At 72.3% G+C, this 22662-nt stretch carries 22 protein-coding genes; 6 read left to right on the top strand and 16 right to left on the bottom strand.

Annotated elements, in window-relative coordinates:
- The first annotated feature begins 5 nt into the window (after positions 1-5).
- On the top strand, positions 6-1088 hold the full coding sequence (locus DEI88_RS03820) for a spore photoproduct lyase family protein (RefSeq protein ID WP_111072302.1): 1083 nt from the start codon (positions 6-8) through the stop codon (positions 1086-1088).
- Positions 1089-1148: 60 nt separating this feature from the next.
- Here DEI88_RS03820 and DEI88_RS03815 read toward each other — a convergent pair whose 3' ends face one another.
- The 8 genes from DEI88_RS03815 to DEI88_RS03780 all read right to left on the bottom strand — a co-directional run bounded on the left by DEI88_RS03815 (position 1149) and on the right by DEI88_RS03780 (position 9951).
- Entirely contained in the window at positions 1149-2189 is a 1041-nt protein-coding gene (locus tag DEI88_RS03815; RefSeq protein WP_111072234.1) for a dipeptidase, read from the bottom strand.
- A 117-nt stretch (positions 2190-2306) separates the two neighbouring features.
- On the bottom strand, positions 2307-3188 hold the full coding sequence (locus tag DEI88_RS03810; protein ID WP_111035583.1) for an ABC transporter ATP-binding protein: 882 nt from the start codon (positions 3186-3188) through the stop codon (positions 2307-2309).
- Positions 3185-4138, bottom strand: coding sequence for an ABC transporter ATP-binding protein (locus DEI88_RS03805; protein ID WP_111072235.1), 954 nt, complete (start codon positions 4136-4138; stop codon positions 3185-3187). Before DEI88_RS03805 ends, DEI88_RS03810 begins: the two co-directional genes overlap by 4 nt.
- On the bottom strand, positions 4138-5046 hold the full coding sequence (locus tag DEI88_RS03800; RefSeq protein ID WP_111072236.1) for an ABC transporter permease: 909 nt from the start codon (positions 5044-5046) through the stop codon (positions 4138-4140). The genes DEI88_RS03805 and DEI88_RS03800 overlap by 1 nt, the downstream gene beginning before the upstream one ends.
- Before the next feature lies 1 nt (position 5047).
- On the bottom strand, positions 5048-6079 hold the full coding sequence (locus DEI88_RS03795) for an ABC transporter permease (RefSeq protein ID WP_111013808.1): 1032 nt from the start codon (positions 6077-6079) through the stop codon (positions 5048-5050).
- Position 6080: 1 nt separating this feature from the next.
- On the bottom strand, positions 6081-7646 hold the full coding sequence (locus DEI88_RS03790) for an ABC transporter substrate-binding protein (protein WP_111013809.1): 1566 nt from the start codon (positions 7644-7646) through the stop codon (positions 6081-6083).
- A gap of 28 nt (positions 7647-7674) precedes the next feature.
- A complete protein-coding gene (locus tag DEI88_RS03785) occupies positions 7675-9081 on the bottom strand; it encodes an NtaA/DmoA family FMN-dependent monooxygenase (protein ID WP_111013810.1) in 1407 nt (468 codons plus the stop codon).
- 150 nt (positions 9082-9231) lie between these two features.
- Positions 9232-9951: an alpha/beta hydrolase gene (locus DEI88_RS03780; RefSeq protein WP_111072303.1), complete on the bottom strand. Its 720-nt coding sequence runs from the start codon at positions 9949-9951 to the stop codon at positions 9232-9234.
- 122 nt (positions 9952-10073) lie between these two features.
- On the opposite strand from DEI88_RS03780, the gene DEI88_RS03775 reads away from it, so the two are divergent.
- Both DEI88_RS03775 and DEI88_RS03770 read left to right on the top strand, forming a co-directional pair.
- Positions 10074-11378, top strand: coding sequence for an O-acetylhomoserine aminocarboxypropyltransferase/cysteine synthase family protein (locus DEI88_RS03775; protein WP_111035579.1), 1305 nt, complete (start codon positions 10074-10076; stop codon positions 11376-11378).
- Between the two features lie 26 nt (positions 11379-11404).
- Positions 11405-12457: an LLM class flavin-dependent oxidoreductase gene (locus DEI88_RS03770; RefSeq protein WP_111035578.1), complete on the top strand. Its 1053-nt coding sequence runs from the start codon at positions 11405-11407 to the stop codon at positions 12455-12457.
- A 9-nt stretch (positions 12458-12466) separates the two neighbouring features.
- Here DEI88_RS03770 and DEI88_RS03765 read toward each other — a convergent pair whose 3' ends face one another.
- The 5 genes from DEI88_RS03765 to DEI88_RS03745 form a co-directional block, all read right to left on the bottom strand.
- Positions 12467-13771, bottom strand: a complete 1305-nt coding sequence (locus tag DEI88_RS03765) for an FAD/NAD(P)-binding protein (protein WP_181435065.1) — start codon at positions 13769-13771, stop codon at positions 12467-12469.
- A gap of 120 nt (positions 13772-13891) precedes the next feature.
- Positions 13892-15295: an LLM class flavin-dependent oxidoreductase gene (locus DEI88_RS03760; protein ID WP_258375113.1), complete on the bottom strand. Its 1404-nt coding sequence runs from the start codon at positions 15293-15295 to the stop codon at positions 13892-13894.
- Between the two features lie 86 nt (positions 15296-15381).
- Entirely contained in the window at positions 15382-15831 is a 450-nt protein-coding gene (sufU, locus tag DEI88_RS03755; RefSeq protein ID WP_111009976.1) for a Fe-S cluster assembly sulfur transfer protein SufU, read from the bottom strand.
- Positions 15828-17180, bottom strand: coding sequence for a SufS family cysteine desulfurase (locus DEI88_RS03750; RefSeq protein WP_111072237.1), 1353 nt, complete (start codon positions 17178-17180; stop codon positions 15828-15830). The genes sufU and DEI88_RS03750 overlap by 4 nt, the downstream gene beginning before the upstream one ends.
- 127 nt (positions 17181-17307) lie before the next feature.
- Positions 17308-17673: an Rv0909 family putative TA system antitoxin gene (locus DEI88_RS03745; protein WP_111013816.1), complete on the bottom strand. Its 366-nt coding sequence runs from the start codon at positions 17671-17673 to the stop codon at positions 17308-17310.
- An 86-nt stretch (positions 17674-17759) separates the two neighbouring features.
- Between DEI88_RS03745 and DEI88_RS03740 the strand changes: the two genes are divergently transcribed.
- Entirely contained in the window at positions 17760-18065 is a 306-nt protein-coding gene (locus DEI88_RS03740) for a hypothetical protein (RefSeq protein ID WP_111009979.1), read from the top strand.
- Positions 18066-18134: 69 nt separating this feature from the next.
- Here DEI88_RS03740 and DEI88_RS03735 read toward each other — a convergent pair whose 3' ends face one another.
- From DEI88_RS03735 to ald, 3 genes are all read right to left on the bottom strand, one after another.
- Positions 18135-19427 (bottom strand): chloride channel protein, encoded by a 1293-nt coding sequence (locus DEI88_RS03735; protein WP_258375114.1) that lies wholly within the window; start codon positions 19425-19427, stop codon positions 18135-18137.
- Positions 19418-20401 carry a magnesium and cobalt transport protein CorA gene (locus DEI88_RS03730; protein ID WP_111013817.1) on the bottom strand — a complete coding sequence of 328 codons (984 nt, stop codon included), beginning with the start codon at positions 20399-20401 and terminating at the stop codon, positions 19418-19420. The genes DEI88_RS03735 and DEI88_RS03730 overlap by 10 nt, the downstream gene beginning before the upstream one ends.
- A gap of 64 nt (positions 20402-20465) precedes the next feature.
- A complete protein-coding gene (gene ald, locus DEI88_RS03725) occupies positions 20466-21566 on the bottom strand; it encodes an alanine dehydrogenase (protein ID WP_111035576.1) in 1101 nt (366 codons plus the stop codon).
- 278 nt (positions 21567-21844) lie between these two features.
- On the opposite strand from ald, the gene DEI88_RS03720 reads away from it, so the two are divergent.
- Entirely contained in the window at positions 21845-22171 is a 327-nt protein-coding gene (locus DEI88_RS03720; RefSeq protein ID WP_111009985.1) for a DUF8129 domain-containing protein, read from the top strand.
- Between the two features lie 16 nt (positions 22172-22187).
- Positions 22188-22655 carry a DUF4383 domain-containing protein gene (locus tag DEI88_RS03715; protein WP_111072238.1) on the top strand — a complete coding sequence of 156 codons (468 nt, stop codon included), beginning with the start codon at positions 22188-22190 and terminating at the stop codon, positions 22653-22655.
- Positions 22656-22662: the final 7 nt, after the last annotated feature.

Below are 22662 nucleotides of genomic sequence, written 5' to 3'. Positions count from 1 at the left end.
AGGCGATGACCGGCACCACGACGACCGCCCCGCGGCAGCTCCTCGACGTCCGACGCATCTACGCCGAGCCGGCCGCGCTCGCGATGCCGCGCGGGGCCGAGATCCTTGCCGAGTGGCCGGACGCCGAGGTCGTCGAGGTCCCGTCGCACTGGCATATCCCGGAGGTCCACGGCGACGAGACCAACGTGCGCCGGTGGGTCCGGATCAAGACCGAGGCCCTCGTGCTCGGCGTCAAGAAGTCCCTGGTCACCCGACCGAACGGGCGCAGCGCCGACTTCATCGCCCCGTCGACGGCGAACGGGTGCGCGATGGCGTGCGCGTACTGCTACGTCCCGCGGCGCAAGGGGTACAGCAACCCGATCACCACCTTCGTGAACATCGAGCAGATCCAACGGCACATCGCCCGCCACGTCGCCAAGCAGGGGCCGAAGGTCGAGCCGAACCAGTGCGACCCGGAGGCCTGGGTCTACGACATCGGCGAGAACTCGGACTGCTCGGCCGACGCCCTGGTGAGCGCGAACGTCCACGACCTCGTCGACCTGTTCCGCATGATGCCGACCGCCAAGGCGTCGTTCGCCACGAAGTACGTCAACCGCGACCTGTTGGACTGGGACCCGATGGGACGCACGCGGGTCCGGTTCTCGCTCATGCCGGCCGAGCTCGCCAAGCTCACGGACATCCGGACGTCACCCATGGCCGAGCGCATCGCGGCGATCGACGACTTCGTCGACGCCGGGTACGAGGTACACCTCAACTTCTCGCCGGTGATCCTCACACCGACGTGGGAGCAGGACTGGCAGGCGCTGTTCGAGCACCTCGACGACGTCCTGTCCCCGCGGACCAAGGCGCAGCTCGCGTGCGAGGTCATCATGCTCACCCACAACGAGGGTCTGCACGGGGTGAACCTCGGTTGGCACCCCAAGGCCGAGGACGTCCTGTGGCGCCCCGAACTGCAGGAGACGAAGGTGTCCGAGAACGGCGCCGTGAACGTGCGGTACCGGCGGGAGCTGAAGCGGGCTGCGGTGGACCGGTTCACGACGCTGCTCGCCGCGACCATGCCGTACTGCCGCGTCCGCTACGCGTTCTGACGGGCCCGGCCCCGCGCCTCCCGTCCGTCCGTCCGTCGTCGGTTCGCGACGAACGCTGCGTCAGCCCCCGACGAACGCTGCGTCCGTCGCGGCGAGCACCCGGAGCACGTTGCCGCCCGCCAGCGCGCGGAGGTCGTCGTCCGACCAGCCGCGCCGCCGGAGCTCGTCGGCGAGCACCGGGTACCGCGAGACGTCGCGGAGGTCCGGTGGCAGGACGGGCGTGCCGTCGTAGTCGCCCCCGAGCCCGACGTGCTCGATGCCCGCGACCTGGCGTGCGTGGTCGACGTGGTCCGCGACGTCGGCCACGGTGACGATCGGGCCGTCGGCCGGGCGGCTCGGCGGGTCGGCGGCCTCCCACGCGGCCCAGGCCGCGGAGACGAACGCCGGCACGAACGTGATCATGACGACTCCGCCGTTGTCGGTGAGTCGGGCGAGCACGTCGTCGGGGACGTTCCGCGGGTGGTCGTTCACCGCGGTCGTCGACGAGTGGCTGAACAGCACCGGGGCGGTGGCGACGTCGAGCGTGTCGCGCATGGTGTCGGGGCTCGTGTGCGAGAGGTCGACGAGCATGCCGATCCGTTCCATCTCGGCGACGACCTCGCGCCCGCGGTCGGTCAGGCCGCCGTGCGCGCGCGCCCCCGTCGCGGAGTCCGCCCAGGCCGTGTCCGCGGTGTGCGTCAGCGTCATGTACCGGACGCCGAGCCGCGCGAACGTCCGGAGCACGGCGAGGTCGTCGCCGATCGCGTGCCCGCCCTCGGCTCCGAGCAGGCTCGCGATGCGTCCGGCGGTCACGGCCGCGCGGACGTCGTCGGCCGTGCGCGCGAGCCGGAGGTCGTCCGGGTAGCGGGCGATGAGGCGGTGGACCAGGTCGATCTGCTGGAGCGTCGTGCGGACGGGGTCCGGCTCGTCGACGTCGACGTACACGGACCAGAACTGGCCGACGACACCGCCCGCACGGAGCTTCGGCAGGTCGGTGTGGAGCGTGAGCGCGGTGCCGTCGACGCCCTCGACGGACGAGCTGCGCCGCATCTGACACTCCCACGGCAGGTCGTTGTGGCCGTCGATCACGGGGAACGGCAGGGTCGCGAACGGGTCCGTCATGCTGCCGACGGTACTGGAGGCACGACGACCCTCCGCGAGATCGCGGTCGGTGCCGTTCTGGCACCCTCCGGAACGACACCGACCGCGATCTGGCGGGCGGGGTGCGCCTGCGGCGCGTCAGCCGGCGTCGACGCGGGCGCGCAGCTCGTCCCGCCAGGCGCGGGTGGCCGCCTCGGTGCCGAGCGTCGGCGCGGACCCCACGAGCAACTGCGTGTACGGGTGCTGCGGGTCGTTGATGATCGCGTCCGTCGTGTTCGTCTCGACCACCCGACCGCGATACAGCACGACGACGCGGTCGGTGATGCCGGCGACGGAGCCGAGGTCGTGCGAGATGAACAGCAGTGACACGTCCGGCCCGGCGAGCCCCTGGAGCAGTTCGAGGATCTGCACACGGTTCGCCGAGTCGAGGGCGCTGACCGGCTCGTCGAGGATGAGCAGCCCGGGTCGGGTGACCAGGGCTCGGGCGATCGCGATCCGCTGCCGTTGCCCGCCGGAGACCTGCCCGGGAAGCCGGTCGAGCAGGCGCTCGTCGAGCCGCACCTTCGCCAGGTACTCGCGGACCGTCGCCGCGATGGTCGTCCGGTCGTACCGGCCGCTCGTCACGAGGGGTTCCGCGATCGACTGCTCGAGGGTGAAGCCGGGGTCGAGGCTCCGCATCGGGTCCTGGAACACGTACTGCACCCGGCCGGAGCGGCGGAGCCCCTGCCGCTGCTTCGCGCTCGCGCGGGTGACGTCCTGTCCGTCCAGGATGATCCGGCCCCCGCTCGCCGGCACGAGTCCGAGCACCGCGCGCGCGAGCGTCGACTTGCCGGACCCGGTCTCGCCGATGAGTCCGACCACCTCGCCAGGTGCGATCGTCAGGTCGGCGTCGTGGATCACCTGCTGTCGCCGCGCACCGCGTCCGTACGACACCCGCAGACCCTCGATCTGGAGGACCGGGGCGGCTCCGTCGGCGCGGGTGGCGGTGCCACCCGCGGTCGCGTCGGTCGTGGTGCTCATGCAGGGGCCTCCGTCCGGGAACCGCGGCCGACGCTGGCCGCCGGGTCATCTCCGGGGGCCCGGAGGAACCGCTCGAGGCCGAACCGGTGGTGCTCGTCGAGCAGGAGCTGCGTGTACTCGTGCTCCGGCCGGTACAGGATCTGCTCGGTGGGGCCCTGCTCCACGACGACGCCGTTCCGCATGACGAGCACCTCGCCGCAGAGCTGCGCGACGACCGCGAGGTCGTGCGAGACGACGATGAGTGCGAGCCCGAGGCGGTCCTTGAGGTCGGTGAGCAGGTCGAGGATCTCCGCCTGCACGGTGACGTCGAGCGCCGTGGTGGCCTCGTCGGCGATGAGCACCGCGGGTTCGCAGGCGACCGCGGCGGCGATGAGGATGCGCTGGAGCATGCCGCCGGACAGCTCGAACGGGTACTGGTGGAACACGAAGTGCGGGTCGCGGATGCGCACGGCCTCGAGCAGGGCGACCGCGGCGTCCTCCGCCTGCCGCCGGGGCACGCCCTTCTTGACGCGGAGGATCTCCTCGAGCTGCTTCCCGACCGGGATCGATGGGTTGAGGTAGGTCGCGGGGTCCTGGAACACCGCGGAGATCGTCGTGCCGCGGAGCGCCGTCCAGTCCTTCCGGCTCAGCGTGGCGGTGTCGCGGCCGTCGATCGTGACCGAGCCGGCCGTGACCTCGAACAACTCCGGGAGCACGCCGAGCAGCGCGCGGCACGTGATCGTCTTGCCGCTGCCGGACTCACCGACGATGCCGAGCGCCTGCCCGGGGCGCAGCGAGAACGTGACCGACTCGACCGCGACGACGTCCTGCAGGTGGTCGTGGATCCGCAGGCTGTCCACGACGACGACCGGTGCGGCGGTGTCGGTCGTGTCGGGCCTCCCGGCCGTGCCGTCGGTGGACGCGCGCGCCCCGCCGGACGTGGGAGCGGGGCGGGGCGTGGGAACGGACATCAGGAACCGGCCTTCCGGGCGACGGGGGCGACGGGGGTCGCGATGCCGCGGGCGCGACGCCGAGCTCGCTCCAGGGCGCGTCTGCGGAGCATCACGCGGCCGGACTCGCCCGACGCGTCGCGGAGGACGTCCGCGAGCAGGTTGAGGGACCACACGGTCGCCATGATGAGCACGATCGGCCACACCGGCGCGTACGGCTGGTACGACAGGTACCCGAGGTCGGACGCGAGCATCCCGCCCCAGGTCGGTGCCGGTGGCTGCACGCCGATGCCGAGGAACGTCAGGCTCGCCACGATGACGAGTCCGACCCCGGTCGCGTTCGCGAAGGCGATCCCGACCGGCGCGACGACCTTCGGTGCGATGTGCTTCCGGAGCACCCAGCCCGTGGACGCGCCGCTGAGCACCGCCGCCTCGACGAACTGCGAGCCCGACACGGACAGCGCTGCCGCGCGCGAGACACGGTAGAACATCGGGGCGAGCAGGATGCCGACGCTGAACATCGCCTGCGCGAGCCCGTTGCCGAGCAGGGCCGTCATGGCGACCGCGAACACGAGGAACGGCAGCGCGATGAGGGTGTCGACGACGCGGAGGCTGAGCCACTCGAACACGCGCCCCAGGTACACGGACAGCAGGCCGGGGACCGTGCCGACGACGAGCGCGATGGCGGCCACCTCGAACGCGCTGAGGACGCTCGCCGGGGCGCCGGCGAGCAGGCGACTCAGGACGTCGCGACCGAGGTAGTCGGTGCCGAGCGGATGCGCGGCCGACGGTGCCGCCAGGAGCCGCGACCCACCCTGCAGGGGATCGTGCGGCGCGAGCAGGTGGCCGAACACACCGAGCAGGACGACGAGTGCGAGGACCCCGGTGCCGACCCAGAACGACGGGAGCCGGATGAGGCGAGCGAGCATGTCAGACCCCTCTCGCGGCGGACGGCTGGATGCGGTTCAGCGCGATGTTGACGAGCAGGTTGAACCCGACGACGAGCACGATCGACACGACGAGCACCCCCTGCACGCTCGGGACGTCGCCGTGCAGCGCGGACGTGCTCGCGAAGACGCCGTACCCGGACAGGCCGAACACGGTCTCCGTGACCACCGCACCGCCGAGCAGGTTCGGGAACGTCAGTCCGAGGAGCGCGAGGGCCGGCCCGCCGCCGTTCCGGAGGACGTGCACGAAGAAGATCCGCCGCGGACTGAGCCCGTGCACGGTGGCGCCGAGCACGTAGTTCTCGTCGTACGCCGACACGAGTCCCGCGCGGAGCTGCCGTGCGATGCCGGCGACCATGTCGAGGCTCAGGGCGATCGCGGGCATGATCACGTGCGACAGCCAGGGTCCGAAGCCCTGGCTGAGCGGGATGAACCCCGCGGACGGCAGCAGGTGCAGCTGGACCGCGAACACGGCGACGAGCACGATGCCGACGGTGAACGGGGGCATCACCGAGATGAACGACGTGAACGCCGTGATCGTCCGGTCCACCCAGCTCGTCGCGGTGACCGCCGCGAGCGCGCCGAGCAGCGCCCCGACCAGCACGCCGATCACGAGTGCGACGAGCGCCACGGACAGGCTGATGAGGATCCGCTGACCGATGAGCGTCGAGACCGGGATGCCGTCGAGCCAGCTCGTGCCGAGGGACCCGTGGAGCAGGTCGGTGAACCACGTCCAGTACTGGACGAGGAACGGCTTGTCGAGGCCCCACTGGTGGTTGAGCCGGGCGACCGCCGACGGTGTGGCGGCGTCGCCGAGTTGCACGTACGCGGGGTTCAGGCCGGTGATCGCCCCGAGCAGGAACGTGATGAACGTCCCGAACACGAACACGGGCACGAACACCGCGAGGGGGCGGAGCACCGCCAGGACGACCCGTTTCCAGCGCAGGCCGCCGGCCGACCGCGCCCGGAGCGCGGGGACGCTCCGGACGCGGGGCAGCTCGATCTCGCTCGCCATGTCAGCTCCCGCTGATGGTCACGCCGGTCCAGGTGATGTACGCCGGGATCTTCGGGATGCTCGAGACCGCCTTCGTCTTGACGAGGATGTTCGGCACGCTGTCGGTGAACACCAGGCCCGTGTTGGCGAGCCCCGCGGCGGTCGCCGCCTTGATGTTCCCCGCGTAGTCGGGCGAGTCGAGCGGTGTCGCGAGCGCCTTCGAGACGGCCGCCTGGAACGCACTGCCGGCGTCGACGCCCGACGAGTTCAGCGCGCCCTGCGCACCGAAGTGCGCCTGCAGCGTCTGGATGGGCGAGTCGCGGCCCGTGGTGCTGTAGGTGGACAGCGGCAGCTTCTTGGCGAAGAACGAGGTGGCCCAGTTCGGGTCGACCTTCAGCGTCGCGTCGATGCCCACCTTCTTGAGCTGCGCCTGCACGAGTTCGTTCTCGGCGCTGTTGTTGAGGACCGTCATCGTCACCGTGACGCCGTTCGGGTAGCCAGCCTCGGCGAGGAGCTGCTTCGCCTTCGTGGGGTTGTACGGGTACTCGTTCGCCGACGCGGCATCGTACGCGATGTAGCCCTTCGGGAACGGCTCACTCGTCGCGGACCCGTAGCCGAAGTCGACCTGCTTGACGATCTGGTTCCGGTTGATGGCGAAGTTCACCGCCTGGAGCACCTTCGGGTCGTCGAACGGCGCCTGCGTCGTGTTCACGCTGACGTTGGCCGCGTTGAACCCGGGCTGGAACACGACGTCGAGACCGGCGGACTTGGCGGACTTGACCTGGCTCGCCGCGAGGTCGGCGAAGTTGTACACCCCGCTCTGCAGACCCGACACGATGCTCGAGGCGTCGACGCCGAACGAGACCGTCACGTTCTGGATGTGGATGTCCTTCGCGTCCCAGTAGCGGGGGTTCTTGACGAACGTGGCCTTGGAGCCGGCGACGATGCTCACCGGCTTGAAGGGACCCGCGCCGTCGGGCTTCTCGTTGAGCTCGGTGGTGGTCTTGTCGGGATTCGTGATCTGCCCGACCCGCTGCGCCAGGACCAGCGGCAGCTGGTAGTCGGCCTGGCTCAGGTGGAGCACGACGTCGGTCGCGTTCGGGGTGTCGATGGACTTGATGACCGAGATGCCCTCGCCGACCAGTGCCGAGTTCTCCTGGGTCTGCGCACGGGTCAGGTACTTCGCGACGGCGGTGGAGTCGAGCGCGCTGCCGTCGTCGAACGTCAGACCCTTCCGCAGGTGGAACGTCACCTGCGTGCCGTCCGCGTTGTAGTCCCAGCTCTTGGCGAGTCCGGGCACCGCCTCGCCCTTGGTGTTCGTGTTCGTCAGGGACGCGTAGGCGAGCGCGGTGATCCGGAAGGACGCGCCACTGCCGTTGACCACGGGGTCCCAGCTCGACGGGCCGTACGATGACGCCCAGTTGAGCGTGCCGGTGGCGGCGCCGGACCCGGAGGCGGAGCTCGAGCTGCCGGTCGCGGTGGAGGACCCGGAGGAGCATCCGGCCAGGACCGTCGCGGCGACGACGGCCCCGGCACCGAGTCCGAGGATCCTCGCCCAGGTGGGTCGGGAGCGGAGGTGTGTTCTCACTGACGTCCTTCGGGGGTTGGGGTGGTGGTCAGGCGGTCGCGCCGGCGGTGGCCGGCTGCTGGGTGGCGTCGACCGGGAGGGACGGTGCGGTTCCGTCCGCCGTCCTCCGTGCCGCGGTGTACCGGTTCTCGGGGATCGGCAGTCCGAGGTTGCCGCGGAGGGTCGAGGCCTCGTACTCGCTGCGGAACAGCCCGCGCTCGCGGAGGATCGGCACGACCTCGGCGACGAAGCGGCGGAACTGGGACGGGGCGGCCATGTGGAGCAGGAACCCGTCGGTGCCCCCGCCGCGGAACCACTCCTCGAGTCGGTCGGCGACCGTCGTCGCGCTGCCGACGAAGTACCCGGGCTTCGGCGCGCTGACCCGTTCGACCGTCTGGCGGAGGGTGAGCCCCTCGGCCTCGACGAGCGCGCGGATGCGGTCGGTCTGGGTCTTCCAACTCGTCTCGCCGAGTGCGGAGGTCTCGGCGGGGAACGGCGCATCGGGGTCGTACTGCGAGAAGTCGTGCCAGCCGAACGAGCGGCCGAACTCGGCGAGTGCGCGGTCGAAGTCCCAGTCGCGGGCCTGCGCGGCGCGCTCGAGCTCGCGGCCGTGCTCGTCGGTGTCGCCGATGAACCACTGGATCCCGGGCAGGACGAGCACCCCGTCGGCGTCACGGCCCTTCGCCGTGGCGCGGGAGCGGATGTCGTCGCGGAACGCCGTCGCCTGCTCGAGCGAGCTCGCGTGGGTGAAGACGCCCTCGCCGATCGCGGCGCCGAGGTCCCGGCCCTGGTCGGAGTCGCCGGCCTGGAAGATCACCGGCTGCCCTTGCTCGGATCGCACGATGTTGAGCGGGCCCTCGACGTCGAGGTACTCGCCGTGGTGGTCGAGCCGGTGCTGCTTCGTCGGGTCGAGGAACTGCCCGGTGGCGCGGTCGCGCGGGAACGCGTCGTCCTCGTAGGAGTCCCAGAGGCCGCGGACGACGCCGACGTGCTCGTGCGCCCGGCCGTAGCGGTGGTCGTAGTCGTAGTGCTCGTCGCGGCCGTAGTTCCTGGCCGTCCCGCCGTCACCCGTCGTGACGACGTTCCAACCGGCCCGGCCGTGGCTGATGAGGTCGAGCGACGCGAACTGCCGCGCGAGGGTGAACGGTTCGTTGTACGACGTCGTGGCCGTGCCGACGAGGCCGATGTGCGTCGTCCGGGCGGCCAGCGCCGACAGGAGCGTCAGCGGCTCGAGCCGGTTGAGGTAGTGGGGCGGCGACGACGGCGTGATGAACTGCGAGTCGACGATGAACACGAGGTCGAACCGGGCGTCCTCCGCCAGGCGTGCGTACTCCGTGTACCAGTCGACGTCGACGCTCGAGTCGAGGGGCAGGTCCTCGTCGAGCCAGGTCTTCGGGTGTCCCGGGCCGCCGGCACCGGTGAGGACGACCCCCAGCTTCATCGTGGACTGCGTCATGGTGTCTCCATTCCCGCTCATCGGTGCTTGTGATCGCCGATCGCGCTTCTCGATCAAAGACGGTACGGCGGATGGGTAAGAATTTCCTCAGGTCGGCGATGAACACGTCATGAACCGCAACACAGCGCCGCCCGGGCCGGGCCGGCGGACTCAGATCGTGCGGATCCCCGCCTCCGGCGTGCGCAGCCGCTCGACGTACTCGACGACCGCCGCGGCGACCGTGCGGTGTGTGACGTCGTTGAGCACGTCGTGCCGACCGCCCTCGACGACGCGCACGCCGCCCGGAGTGCGGCCGACCGCCGGAACGAGCACGTCGAGTGCGGCGTCGACCGGACTGACGCGGTCGTCGGTGCCGTGGAAGGCGAGCACCGCGACGGGCAGCGCGGCGAGCTCCGCCCGAGTCACCACGTCCTCGGCCTCGGGACGGGTGAGCTGCCCAGCGACGAGCACCACGCCGTCGCGGAGCCGTGCCCCGTGCACCGGGCAGGCCGTCCGTGCCGCCACCTCGTCCTCGTCGTCCGACACCGACACCGCCGCGTCGGTGAGGACCCCGGCGAGCACGACACCGTCGACGCGGACCGCGCCGCCCAGGACGGCACGCACCGCGCGCGCGGCCCCGGCGTCAGCGCCCACGAGCACGGCGGGACCGGCACTCCGTTCGTCGAGCCAGGTCCCCGCCGCCACGAGCTCCGCCGGGTCGTCGGCCCGGACGGCGAGGACCGCGTACCCGTCGAACGCGATCCGGGTGGCGAACCGTTCGTACACGTCGGGGTGCTCACCGCGGCCGGTGAGGACCACGAGGCGACCTCGCGCCGGTGTCGTCGGGGAGCGCAGGAACGGAGCGGTCGCGATGGGGTCAGCAGTCGTCATGGCCGCGATGCTGGACCCCCGGGCCGGACCACCGCACCGATGTGACGCGTCCGTCGTCACCGTGTTACGGACCGTGACCGTCCTCGTCGTGCCGAGCCGCGCCTCCCGGCCAGGGTGGGGGCATGACGACAACCGAGCAGATCGCGACGACGCAGATCCACGGCGGGGTCCAGACGCCCGTGGCGCAGAACGCCGTCGCGCCGGCGATCTACCAGACCGCCGCGTACGAGTTCGCGTCGACGGCGCACGCGCGAGCGGTGTTCGCGCTCGAGGAACCGGGCAACCTGTACAGCCGCAACGCCAACCCGACCGTGGCCGTGCTCGAACGGCGGATCGCCGCGCTCGAGGGCGGGGTCGCCGCGGTCGCCACCGCGTCCGGGCAGTCCGCCGTCGCGGTCGCGCTGCTCACGCTCGTCCGCGCCGGTGGTCACGTCGTCGCCGCCCGACGCCTCTACGGCGGGACGGTCGACCTGTTGACCGACGGGTTCACCGACTTCGGCATCGACGTGACGTTCGTCGAACAGGACGACCTCGACGCGTGGCGCGACGCCGTGCGCCCCGAGACCCGGGCGTTCTTCGCCGAGACGATCGGCAACCCGCTCGCCGACGTGCTGCAGGTGCGTGAGGTCGCCGACATCGCGCACGCGGCCGGTGTGCCGCTCGTCGTCGACGCGACGCTCGCCACCCCCGCCCTGCAACGCGCCGGCGACCACGGCGCCGACGTCGTCGTGCACTCCGCGACGAAGTTCCTCGGTGGGCACGGGACGTCACTCGCCGGCGTGCTCGTCGACATCGGGTCGTTCGACTTCGGCGCCGACCCCGCGCGCTGGCCGCAGTTCACGGGCCCCTACCCGCGGTTCGGGGGCATCGTCCTGTGGGACCGTTTCGGTCGGGGTGCGGGCGGCAACGGCAGCGCGTACACCGTCCTCGCCCGCACGAAGTGGGTGCACGACCTCGGCCCGTCGCTCGCGCCGTGGAACGCGTTCCAGATCCTGCAGGGCGTCGAGACCCTCGAGCTCCGGGTCCTCCGCCAGGCGGCGTCGGCGCTGCGGATCGCGGAGGTCCTGGCCGAGCACCCGGCCGTCGCCCGCGTGCACCACCCGGGCCTCGCGGGCTCACCCGGGCACGACGCGGCCCGGCGGTACCTGCCCCGCGGTGCGGGCGCCGTGTTCTCGTTCGACCTCGCCGCCGGACCCGACGCCGTCGCGCCGGTCGTCGACGCGCTCGAGCGGTTCGCCCTCGTCGCGAACATCGGCGACGTCCGCTCGCTCGTCATCCCGCCCGCGTCGACCACGCACGGGCACCTGTCGCCCGAGCAGCTCGCCGCCGCGGGCCTGTCCCACGCGACGATCCGGCTGTCGGTGGGCCTCGAGGACCCGGACGACCTCGTCGCCGACCTGGTGCAGGCACTCGACGCCGCCCACTGAACCGACCAGCACCTCGGAGGAACGACATGGAACTCGGCTACTGGACCCCCGTCTACGGCGGGTTCCTCCGCAACGTCGGCGACGAGGGCATGCCCGCGACCTGGGACTACATCCGTCGCGTGTCACGACAGGCAGAGGACCTCGGGTTCACGACCACCCTCGTGCCCGAGCTCTACCTCAACGACCGGAAGGGCGTGGAGGCGCCCTCGTTGGAGGCCTGGTCGCTCAGCACCGCGATCCTCGCCGCGACGGAACGGCTCCGCGTCATGACCGCGGTCCGCGCCGGGTTCCACCTGCCGACCGTCATCGCCAAGGCCGCCGCGACGATCACCGACATCGCGGGCGGTGATCGGTTCGCGCTCAACGTCGTCGCCGCGTGGTGGGCCGAGGAGGCCCGGCAGTACGGCGGGGTGTTCGCTCCGCACGACCGCCGGTACGAGCAGGCGGAGGAGTTCGTCGACGTGCTCCGGGCGCTGTGGACGGAGCTCCCGGCCACCCGACGTGGGTCGTTCTACGACGTCGTCGACGCGGTCTTGTCGCCGAAACCCGCCGTGCCCCCGCGGGTGTTCGCCGGCGGCGAGAGCGACGCCGGCCGTGAGTCCATCGCCGGGTTCGCGGACGCCTACGTCACCCACGGCGGCACCGTCGAGGAGCTCCGCGAGAAGGTGGCCGACGTCAACGCTCGTCGCGAGCGGTTGCAGGGCGCCCCGTTCGCCGAGATCGGCATGGCCGCCTACGTCATCGTGCGCGAGACCGAGGCGGAGGCCCGCGCCGAGCTCGAGCGCATCACCACCGTCGATCCCGCGTCACCCGGGTACGCCTCGTTCGAGGAGTTCCGGGCGAACTCGAACCTCGACGTCGAGCTGTCCCGCCGCGAGTACTCCGTCGGGACGCGGGGGCTCCGTCCGGACCTCGTGGGGACGCCCGAGCAGGTCGCAGAGCGCATCCTGGCGTTCGCCGACGCGGGCGTGACCCTGCTCCTCGTGCAGGCGTCGCCACTCCACGAGGAGCTCCCCCGCATCGCGCGGGACGTCCTGCCGCTCGTGCAGGCGGGGTCGCCCCGGCTCGCGCTGACCTGACGGGCCCGCTCAGGCGGAGACGGCCGCGACCGTGTCGAGGGCCCGATCGGCGACGCGGTTCGCGATGATCCGGATCTCGCCGATCGCCGTCGTCTCCCACAGCGCCCCGCGCAGCGCGTGCCCGATCGCCAGGAGCCGCCCGTCCACGTCGCCGTGGTCGTCGCGGACCGCGCCGGACCAGTCGGCGTCCAGTCCGAGTCCGAGGGGCTCGGGCAGGATCCTCCCGCGCTCGAGCAGCGCATCGACGACGGGACTCCAGCCGGGTGTCGTCACGGCGGTGGGGCCGGTGCAGAACACGACGGCGTCGAACCCGGACGGGTCGGCGTCGGCCACGAACCGGAGGACGCCGCCGTCGACGAGGCCCTGGAGCTCGGCGTGGACCGACGGCGCCATGCGGTGCCGGTGGACGTCCCACCGGCGCGCGAGGTGCTCGACGAACCGGCGGCGGTCGGCTTCGTCCATCCCCGTCCAGTGCTCCATGAGCCGAGGGCGCATGCCGTCGATCACCGCCTGCCACGGCGTGCCGGCGTCGACGGCGGCACGGAGCTGTACGCCGAGCTCGTGGGCGAGTCCGCCGAGCGTCGACACGGTCGGGTCGAGGCCCGGCCCGGGTGCCACCGGAGCCGACAGGTGCTCCGCCGGGAGCAGGAGGTGGCGACTCGTCGCGGTCATGGTGATCCCGGCCTCCCGGCGGGCGAGCGACGTCGCGACGTCCACCATCGTCAGGCCCGTCCCGACGAGCAGGACCCTCGAGCCGTCGGGCACACGGTCGAGCGCACCGGACGCCCACGGGTCGTCGATCTGGACCGCCGCTCCCGTCGGCCAGGTGGCAGGCGGCGGGTTCCCGAGCGCGAGGACGGCGACGTCGGCGACGATCGTCGAGCCGTCCGCGAGAGCCACGTGCGCGCCGTCGTCGTCGGTCGTGCAGCCCACCGCCTCGCCCTGCACGACGTGCACCGGGTGGTCCGGGTCGGCGACGAGGTGCTCCGCGACATCGACGAGGTAGTCACCGAACAGCCGGCGCTCGACGTAGTCCCCCGGCGCGACGTCGTACCCGTGGTCGGCGCACCACCGGACGAAGTGCGCAGCGTCGCCCGCGGAGACGCTCATCTTGCCCGCAGGGCTGTTGAGCCGGTGGTGCGCCTCGGCGTGCCCGTACGCCAGCCCCCGGCCGACCGGCGTCTCACGGGCGACGATCGTGACGTCCGGTGCGGGCAGGTCCCGCGCTGCGGCGCGCTCGCGGAGCGCGACGGCGACGTACACCGCGCTCGCACCGCCTCCGATGACGACGACCGACGTCCCTGTTCCACTCACGAGCACGCTCCTGTCCGGCACGCGCTGTCCGTCGGCGTGCTCACCTCGACGCTAGCGGGTGCACCACAAGAGCCCGATGCGTGCACGCGGAGGGCGCTCGTCGAGGCGGTGTCGACGCACTCACACGGCTGCCGTCCGCGCTCCCACCCGGTGGGACGCGCCACGGTGCTCGTCCGGCAGCCGGTCGCCCCGGCCGAACAGCTTGTCGCGCAACGGCCCCGCTCCGGATGCCTCCGGATAGGCCCCGCGGGCCCGGAGCTCGGGCACGACGAACTCGACGACGTCCTCCCAGGTCCCGGGGGTCACCGCGTAGGCGAGGTTGAAGCCGTCGACGTCGGTCTCCCGCACGATCTCCTGGAGGCGGTCCGCGATCGTCGCGCCGCTGCCCACCTCGACGGGGCCGAGCCCGCCGATCGCGGTCCGTCGCGCGATGTCCCGGACGGTCCACGTCGAACCGTCCTCGCCGGTCGCGGCCGAGAGGTTCGCGGCCGCGGACTGGATCGCGTTCGACTCGATGTTGCCGAGCGGCTCGTCGAGGTCGTACTGCGCCAGGTCGACGCCCATCCACCCGGAGTTGAGCACGAGGGCGCCGACCTCGGACGCGTAGGACAGGTAGTCCGCGTACTTCGCCCGTGCGAGTTCGTCCGTGGCGTCGGTGATCACGGTCAGCAGGGTGTAGACGCGCGCGGCGTACCGGTCGCGACCCGCCGCCTCCAGCGCGTCCCGGATCTTGCCCACGGTGGCCGCCAGCTGCGGGATCGTCGGCGCGCCGACGAAGATCGCCTCGGCGTGCTCGGCCGCGAACCGGATCCCCCTGGGGGACGCACCGGCCTGGTAGATCACGGGCGATCGCTGCACCGACGGTTCGGACAGGTGGATGCCCGGCACGTCGAAGTGCCGGCCGTGGTGCTCGATCGGGTGCACCTTCGCGGGGTCGGTGAAGACGCCGGTCTCGACGTCGGCGACCACCGCGTCGTCCTCCCAGGAGCCCTCCCACAGCTTGTAGAGGACCTCGAGGTACTCGTCGGCGACGTCGTAGCGGTCGTCGTGCGCGAGCTGGTCCGTCTGTCCCATGTTCCGCGCCGCACTCGGCAGGTACCCGGTCACGACGTTCCAGCCGATCCGGCCCTTCGTCAGGTGGTCGAGCGTCGACATGCGTCGGGCGAACGGGTACGGGTGCTCGTAGGCCGTCCCCGCGGTGATGCCGAAGCCGAGGCGCTCGGTGACGGACGCCATCGCCGACACCAGGAGCATCGGGTCGTTCACGGGGACCTGCGACCCCGTCCGCAACGCGGCCTCGTTCGATCCGCCGTACACGTCGTACGTGCCGAGCACGTCGGCGATGAAGATCCCGTCGAAGTCCCCGGACTCGAGCAGCCGTGCCAGGTCGGTCCAGTAGGAGAGGTCCTTGTAGTGGCGGGAACGATCACGCGGGTGGCGCCACAGCCCGGAGGACTGGTGCGCGACGCAGTTCATGTCGAACGCGTTGAAGCGGATCCGTCGGACGTCCTGGGGTTCGGTCACGCTCCGACGCTACGGCCGCCCCCGACCCCGCTGCCGGGTGTGTGACCCCGTGTGACGGGACGGCCGGCCGGGAGGGACGGGTCGGGTCAGCGCGCCGCGGCCAGCTCCGCGGACGCCTCGGTGGCCACCCAGGCGAGCATCGCGCACTTGACCCGCATGACGAACTTCGCGACCCCCTGGAACGCGACCGCGTCGCCGAGGAGCTCCTCGTCGGGCTCACCCACGCCCCGCGACCGCAGCATGGTCCGGAACGCGTCGGCGAGCGCCGTGAACTCCGCGACGGTCCGGCCCGGCGCCATCTCGGCGAGGACGGACGCCGACGCCATCGAGATCGAGCACCCGGCGCCCTGCCAGCGGAGGTCGGCGATGCGGTCGGTACCGGGCTCGAGCCGGATCCGCACGGTGATCTCGTCTCCGCACGTGGGGTTCCGCTCGTGGTGCTCGGCGTCCGCGTCGGGCAGCGGACCCTCGCCGGTGCGGGCCTTCGCGTGGTCGAGGATGACCTGCTGGTAGAGCCCCGCGAGCGCGTCGCTCATCGGTCCACTCCGACCTCGACCGGCGCGCCGGCGTCCGCCCGGCCGTCGACGTCCGACAGCCCGAAGTACGCGCGGACGCCCGCGACGGCCTCGAGGAACCGGTCGACCTCGTCCTCGGTCGTGTACACGTACGTGCTCGCACGGCTCGTGGCCACGAGGCCGAGTCGGCGGTGCAGCGGCTGCGCGCAGTGGTGGCCGGCGCGGACGGCGAACCCCTGCGCGTCGAGCACCTGCGACACGTCGTGCGCGTGGACCCCGTCGACGTCGAACGCCGCCAGTCCCGACCGCGGGACGCCCACCCCGGGCCCGACGACGCGGACGCCCGGGATCGCGGTGAGTCCTCCGACGAGGCGCTGGGCGAGGGCCTCCTCGTGCTCGCGCACGCGCTCCATCCCGATGCCCTGCAGGTAGCGGACGGCCTCGGCGAGCGCGACGGCCTGCGACACCGGCTGCGTCCCGGCTTCGAACCGCTCGGGCGCGGGCATGAACTCGGTGTGCTCCATCGTGACCGTCGTGATCATCGACCCACCCGTGCGGAACGGCGGCAGCGCGTCGAGGAGTTCCCGGCGTCCCCAGAGCACGCCGATGCCGTTCGGGCCGAGCATCTTGTGCCCGGAGAACGCGGCGAAGTCGACCCCGAGGGCGCCGACGTCGAGCGGCCGGTGGGGTGCGGACTGACAGGCGTCGAGCACGACGACGGCGCCGACGCCGTGGGCGAGCGCGACGACCTGCTCGACGGGCGCGATCATCCCGGTGACGTTCGACACGTGCGCGAACGCGACGACCCGGGTCCGCGGGCCGATCACGGCGGCGGCGTCCTCGGCGGTCCAGCAACCGTCGTCGTCGACGGGGACCCAGCGGAGCGTCGCCCCGGTCGCGGCGGCGAGCTCCTGCCACGGCACGAGGTCGGCGTGGTGTTCGGCCTCCGTGACGACGATCTCGTCGCCGGCGGCGAGCCGGAAGCGCTCGGCCGCGGGCCCGCCCCGTCCTCGGCTCGCGTTGCCCATGCCGTACGCGACGAGGTTGAGCGCGTCGGTGGCGTTCGCGGTCCACACGACCTCGGTCGCGGCAGCGGCGCCGATGAACCCGGCGACGGTCGCCCGGGCGTCCTCGTACGCGTCGCTGGCGAGCGCGGCGAGCGTGTGTGCTCCGCGGTGGACGGCGCTGTTGCTCGTCTCGAGGAACCGCCGTTCGGCGTCGATCACCTGCGACGGCCGTTGCGCGGTCGCCCCGGAGTCGAGGTACACGAGCGGGACGCCGCCGACCTCCTGACCGAGGATCGGGAAGTCGGCGCGGATGGCGCGGACCTCGGCGTCGGTGAGCGGGGCGGTGGTCACGGTCGTCGTCACGGTGGTGCGGTCCTCCTGGCGCCCGGGTGGGCGGTGTCGCTCGGCACGGTGCCGGCGACGTCGTCACCCGAGGGCGACCCGTCCATGGTCCCCGCTGTTCCGGATCCCGTCCAGTCGGTGACCGCGGTCAGGCCTTGTGCTTGCCCGATCCGTCGCCGTGGTGCGGTCCGCCGTCGTGCTCCTGGTCCGGTGCGCCGTGCGCCGCGTGGCCCCCGTGACCCGCCACGCCGTGGTCGCCGTGTGCCTGCGCGTCGTGCCCCCGGTCGTCCCCTCCTGGCCCCACGACCTTGCCGATGTGCTTGTCGGCCTGGTCCCGCGCGCCCTTGAGCTGGTCGCTGTACTTGCCGCCGGTGGCCTTGTCCACCGCGCCCTGCACCGCGTCGAGCACCTTGTCGCTGAGGCCCTCGGCCTGCTCGCTGCGGAGGGCGTTCTTCACCTTGTCGTTGCCCAGGAACTCCTGGGCCTTCTTGCTGATGTCATCGAACCCGGCCATGCGCGCGATCCTAGGCGCGATGCCCTGGACGGACACCCGCCGTACGGAGCAGACTCGGGGCACACCCCGAACGAACGAGGACGCCCATGCGCAACGAGCGGTCCGCACGCGTCGCCCGCCGCGAGCGACCTCCCCGGCTGACCATGCCGCTCGAGGAGGCCGAGCGGATCTCGACGAACGCGGCCGACGGGCTGCTCGACACGTCCGATCCGGACGTCGCGCGGGTCGTCGCGCAGGCCAACCGGGTCGTCACCCGGTCGCAGATGTGGGGCTCGACCCCGGACCTCCCGACCCGCCGCTGGCGGCGCCTGACCGTCCTGGGTGGCCTGCTCTTCGTGCTCATCTGGGTGGCCGGGCTGATGCTCCCCCTGCTGGCGTCGCTCGGGAAGTAGGCCGCGCCGGCCCCGGCGCCCAGCGAGGACCCCGCCGTCACGAACGGCGCACCTGTGGTCGCTCCGGCGCTACGCCACCCCGACCAGGCGACGCCGCCCGAGGACGTACCCGACGGCCACGGCACCGCCGACCGCCAGGAGCGCCGGGATGAGGATCGTCGGCCCCTGCCCGGTGAACTCGACGACGAGGACGAGCGCCGTGAACGGGGCGCGCATCGTCGTCGCCAGGAACGCGGCGGCGCCGATGAACGCGAACGCGGCGAGCCCCGACCCCGGCCAGACGAGCAGCCACGCGCCGCCGAGGAACGCCCCCGCGGTCGCACCGATCGCGATCGACGGGGTGAGCGTGCCACCGGCGGCCCCGGCACCGATGGTCGCTGTCGTCGTCGCGGTCTTCGCCAGCGACAGGACGCCGACCAGGAGGACCGGGGCCAGTCCGAGCACCGCCGCGTCGTGCAGGTGGGTGCCGAACGCCGCCTGTCCGAGGGCGCGACCGTTGCCGAGGACCTGGGGGAACCAGATCGCGACCGCTCCCACACCGGCGAACACGACGGGCATGACGATCATGACGCGCCACCCGCGCGGTCGTGCGGTCTGCAGCCGGTTCGTCAGGCGGACGAACCCGATCCCGGCGAAGCCGAGCACCGGTCCGACGAGCACCGCCCACACGACGAGCGACGGCGACAGGGTGAGCGTCGGCACCGTGTAGAGGGTCTCGACGGGCACGACGGCCCGGGCGACGAGCGCGGCGATCGCACTCGTCGCGAACGCGGGCAAGGCGGTGGCGAAGGTGATCTCGCCGAGCAGGACCTCGACGGCGAACAGCGCTCCGCCGAGCGGCACGTCGTACACGGCGGCGAGTCCCGCCGCGGCACCGCAGGCGACGAGGATCCGCGTCTCGCGGCGGGTCAGCCCGGCACGGTCGGTGATCTGCTGGCTGAGCCAGGCCCCGATCTCACGCGGTGCGACCTCCTTGCCGATCGAGGCTCCGAGTCCGACGATGACGATCTGGATCCCGGCGTTCGCGACCGTGACGAGCGACGGCATGTGCCGGCCGTCGACCGCGCCCTGCACGGCGACGACGGGGCGGCCCCACCGGCGGAGCGCCCACCACGCGACCCCGGCCAGGAGGCCCGCGGCGAAGACCGCCAGGAACCGGTGCAGGGCGTCCGGCTCGTCCGCCGCCTCGTCCCCCGTGTGGAACGGGAACCCGAACGCGACGACCTGGATGAGGTGCAGCGCGACCCACACGCTGATGCCGGCGACGCCGCCCGCGACCCCGACGAGCGCGGTGACGACGACGATGCGGAGGGTCCAGTGCGGCGTGGAGTGCGCGCGCGGCCCGGCTCCGGTCAGAACCACCGCTTGACCTTGAACACGACGAACAGGACGACCGCGAACACGACCATCGCGACGATCGACAGGGGGTACCCGTACCGCCAGTGCAGCTCGGGCATGTTCGTGAAGTTCATGCCGTAGATCGCGGCGATGAGCGTCGGGGCGAACAGGATCGCGGCCCACGCCGAGATGCGCTTGGTGTCGTCGTTCTGCTTCTGCGCCGCCAGGGTGGCGTCGACCGTCAGCGCGTTCTGGAGCAGCGCACGGAACGTGTCGGCGCGGTCCGTGATCCGGATGACGTGGTCGAGCACGTCGCGGAACCGCCGCTGGAGCTCGAGGGGCATGTGGTACTTGTCGGCGCCGCGGTGCAGCGCCTCGAGCATGGCGACGAGCGGCCGGGTCGCGCGCTGGAAGTCGACGACCTCGCCGAACAGCTCGTAGATGCGTCGCGACGTGTTCGCGACGCCGGCGAACAGCTGGTCCTCGATCTGGTTGATGTCCTCCTCGAGCCCGTCGGCGACGGGACGGTACCCGTCGACGATGGAGTCGAACAGGGCCCAGAGCTGTGCCTGCGGTCCCGCGCCGACCAGGCCGGACTTGTGCGCCAGGCGGGTGAGGGCGGTGGTGATGGCGACGGACCCGCGCGGGTCCTCCTTGACGACGGCGACGAAGAAGCGGGGACCGACGAACGCGTGGATCTCGCCGAACCGGACGACCTCGTCGGCGTCGACGTAGAGGGCGGGACGCAGCACCGCGAACAGGGTGTCCCCGTAGCGTTCGAGCTTCGGCCGCTGGTGCCCGTGGGCGGAGTCCTCGACGGCGAGTTCGTGCAGCCCGAACGCCACGGCGACGTCCCCGAGCTCCTCGGGCGTGGGGTGGTCGAGGCAGAGGCACGCGGCGGCCTGGTCCTCCGCCACCATCCGGAAGGTCTCCTCGAGCGAGGTCGAGGAGATCGGGGCGATCTGGTCGACGAAGACGGTGTTGAGCGCGACGGGCATGGGTCCTCCGCCCCGAAGCGTACGGGACCGCTCGCGCTGGGTCGGACCACCCACGCCCCAGCGGTCAGGCCGTGGCGACCTCGAGGCCGTGCGCAGCGGCGACGGCCGCGTTGACGACGGCGCCGGCGTGCACGTTGAGGCCCTTCGCGAGCGACGGGTCCGCGGCGAGCGCCCGCTCCCAGCCGGCGTCGGCGATCGCGACCGCGTACGGCAGGGTCGCGTTCGTCAGCGAGATCGTGCTCGTCCGCGGCACCGCGCCGGGCATGTTCGCGACGCAGTAGTACATCGAGCCGTGCACCGCGAACGTCGGGTCGTCGTGCGTGGTGGGCCGGGAGCCCTCGAAGCAACCGCCCTGGTCGATCGCGATGTCGACGAGCACGGAGCCGGGGCGCATGTCCGCGACCATGGCGTCGGTCACGAGCTTCGGCGCGGCGGCCCCGGGGATGAGCACCGATCCGATCACGAGGTCCGCGTCGCGCAGGGCCTCGGCGATCGCGTAGCTGCTCGAACGGAGGGTGGTCACGCGGCCGTCGAACCGCGCGTCGAGGGCACGGAGGCGCGGGAGCGCGATGTCGATGACGGTGACCTCGGCGCCGAGCCCGAGGGCCATCGCCGCCGCGTGTTCGCCCGCGACCCCGCCGCCGATGACGACGACGCGGCCCTTCGGGGTCCCGGGCACGCCGCCGAGCAGCAGGCCGCGACCGCCCGCGGTGCGCATGAGCTGGTTCGCGCCGACCTGTGCGGCGAGCCGCCCGGCGATCTCCGACATCGGCGAGAGCAGGGGCAGCGACCGGTCGGGCAGTTGCACCGTCTCGTACGCGATCGCCGTTGCGCCGGACGCCCGGAGCGCCTCGGTGAGCGGCCGGTCCGCCGCGAGGTGCAGGTAGGTGAACAGCACCTGGCCGGGCCGGATGAGCGGGTACTCGCTCGCGACGGGTTCCTTCACCTTGAGCACCATGTCCGCGGCACCCCAGACGGCGGCGGCGTCGGGGACGACCTCGGCACCGGCGCCCGCGTACTCGTCATCGGTGAAGGCACTGCCCGCGCCCGCGCCACCCTGCACGAGCACCCGGTGACCGTGCAGGGTGAGCTCGGCGACGCCCGCCGGGGTCACGGCGACCCGGAACTCGTTGTTCTTCACCTCGGTGGGGACACCGATCAGCATGGGGACTCCTCGTGGTCGTGCCCGCGGCGGCCCGCGGGGTCGAAGTCATTCAGGCATCCGTTTCGAACGGCCGTGTCACAGCAGCACATCGTTCGGTTGCACGCGCTGATCGTGCTCGCCAATTCGGTCCGGGGCGCCCCGCACGGGCGTGCGCCGAAGGATCGACCGGTGGCGGGCCTCCCGGCCGGACTGTCCCCCGTTCACTGCGCGACCGGGCAGTCCGGTCCGGGTACCGTCCAGGCCACTCGACGACGAGCCGTCGAGGGGAAGGACCTGTGATGACCAACGAGGAACTCGCGATCCCCGACTTCGACCACGTGCCGCTCGGGGCGCTCCGGGAACGGATCGTCGCTCTCGATCGCTCGGACCTGCAGGCACTGCTCGACCACGAACGGGCCCACGGCGACCGCCTGCCGGTCGTCGAGGTCCTGCGCCACCGGCTCGAGGCCCTCGACGCCGGCGCCGAACCCCACGGCTCCGTGCCGGACCACCTGCCGGAGGTCCAGGCCGGCGTGCCCGGGGGCGGCGTGACCCCCGCGACCTCCGGGCCGCCGATCAACCCGCCGTCACACGGCGATCCCACCAACCCGGCCATGCCGCGCTGATCAGGAAGGAACTGCCATGTCCGACTCCTCCGCCCACCCGCCCTACGCCGCGACCGCCGTCCAGAAGGGCGCACTGATCGTCGGGATCGTCTTCCTGGTCGTCGGGATCGCCGGGTTCATCCCGGGGATCACGACCGGCTCGCTGAGCGGTGCCGGATCAGGCTCGATGGCGATGTTGCTCGGCCTGTTCCAGGTGTCCGTGCTCCACAACATCGTGCACCTGGCCTTCGGTGTCGTCGGTGTCATCGCCGCCCGCGGTGCCGGTGCTTCGCGCGGGTACCTGATCATCGGCGGCATCGTCTACGCCGTCCTCTGGATCTACGGCCTGTTCACCGCGAACCACACGAGCGGGGCGAACTTCGTGCCGCTCAACACGGCCGACAACTGGCTGCACCTCGTGCTCGCCGTCGGCATGATCCTGCTCGGCTTCGTGCTGCCGCGCTCGCGCAGCCGCCGGGACGACCGCATCCGCACCGTGGGCTGACCCCCCC

Source organism: Curtobacterium sp. MCBD17_003 (genome assembly GCF_003234885.2).
Lineage (GTDB): Bacteria > Actinomycetota > Actinomycetes > Actinomycetales > Microbacteriaceae > Curtobacterium.
This window is presented reverse-complemented; position numbering and strand designations above follow the sequence as displayed.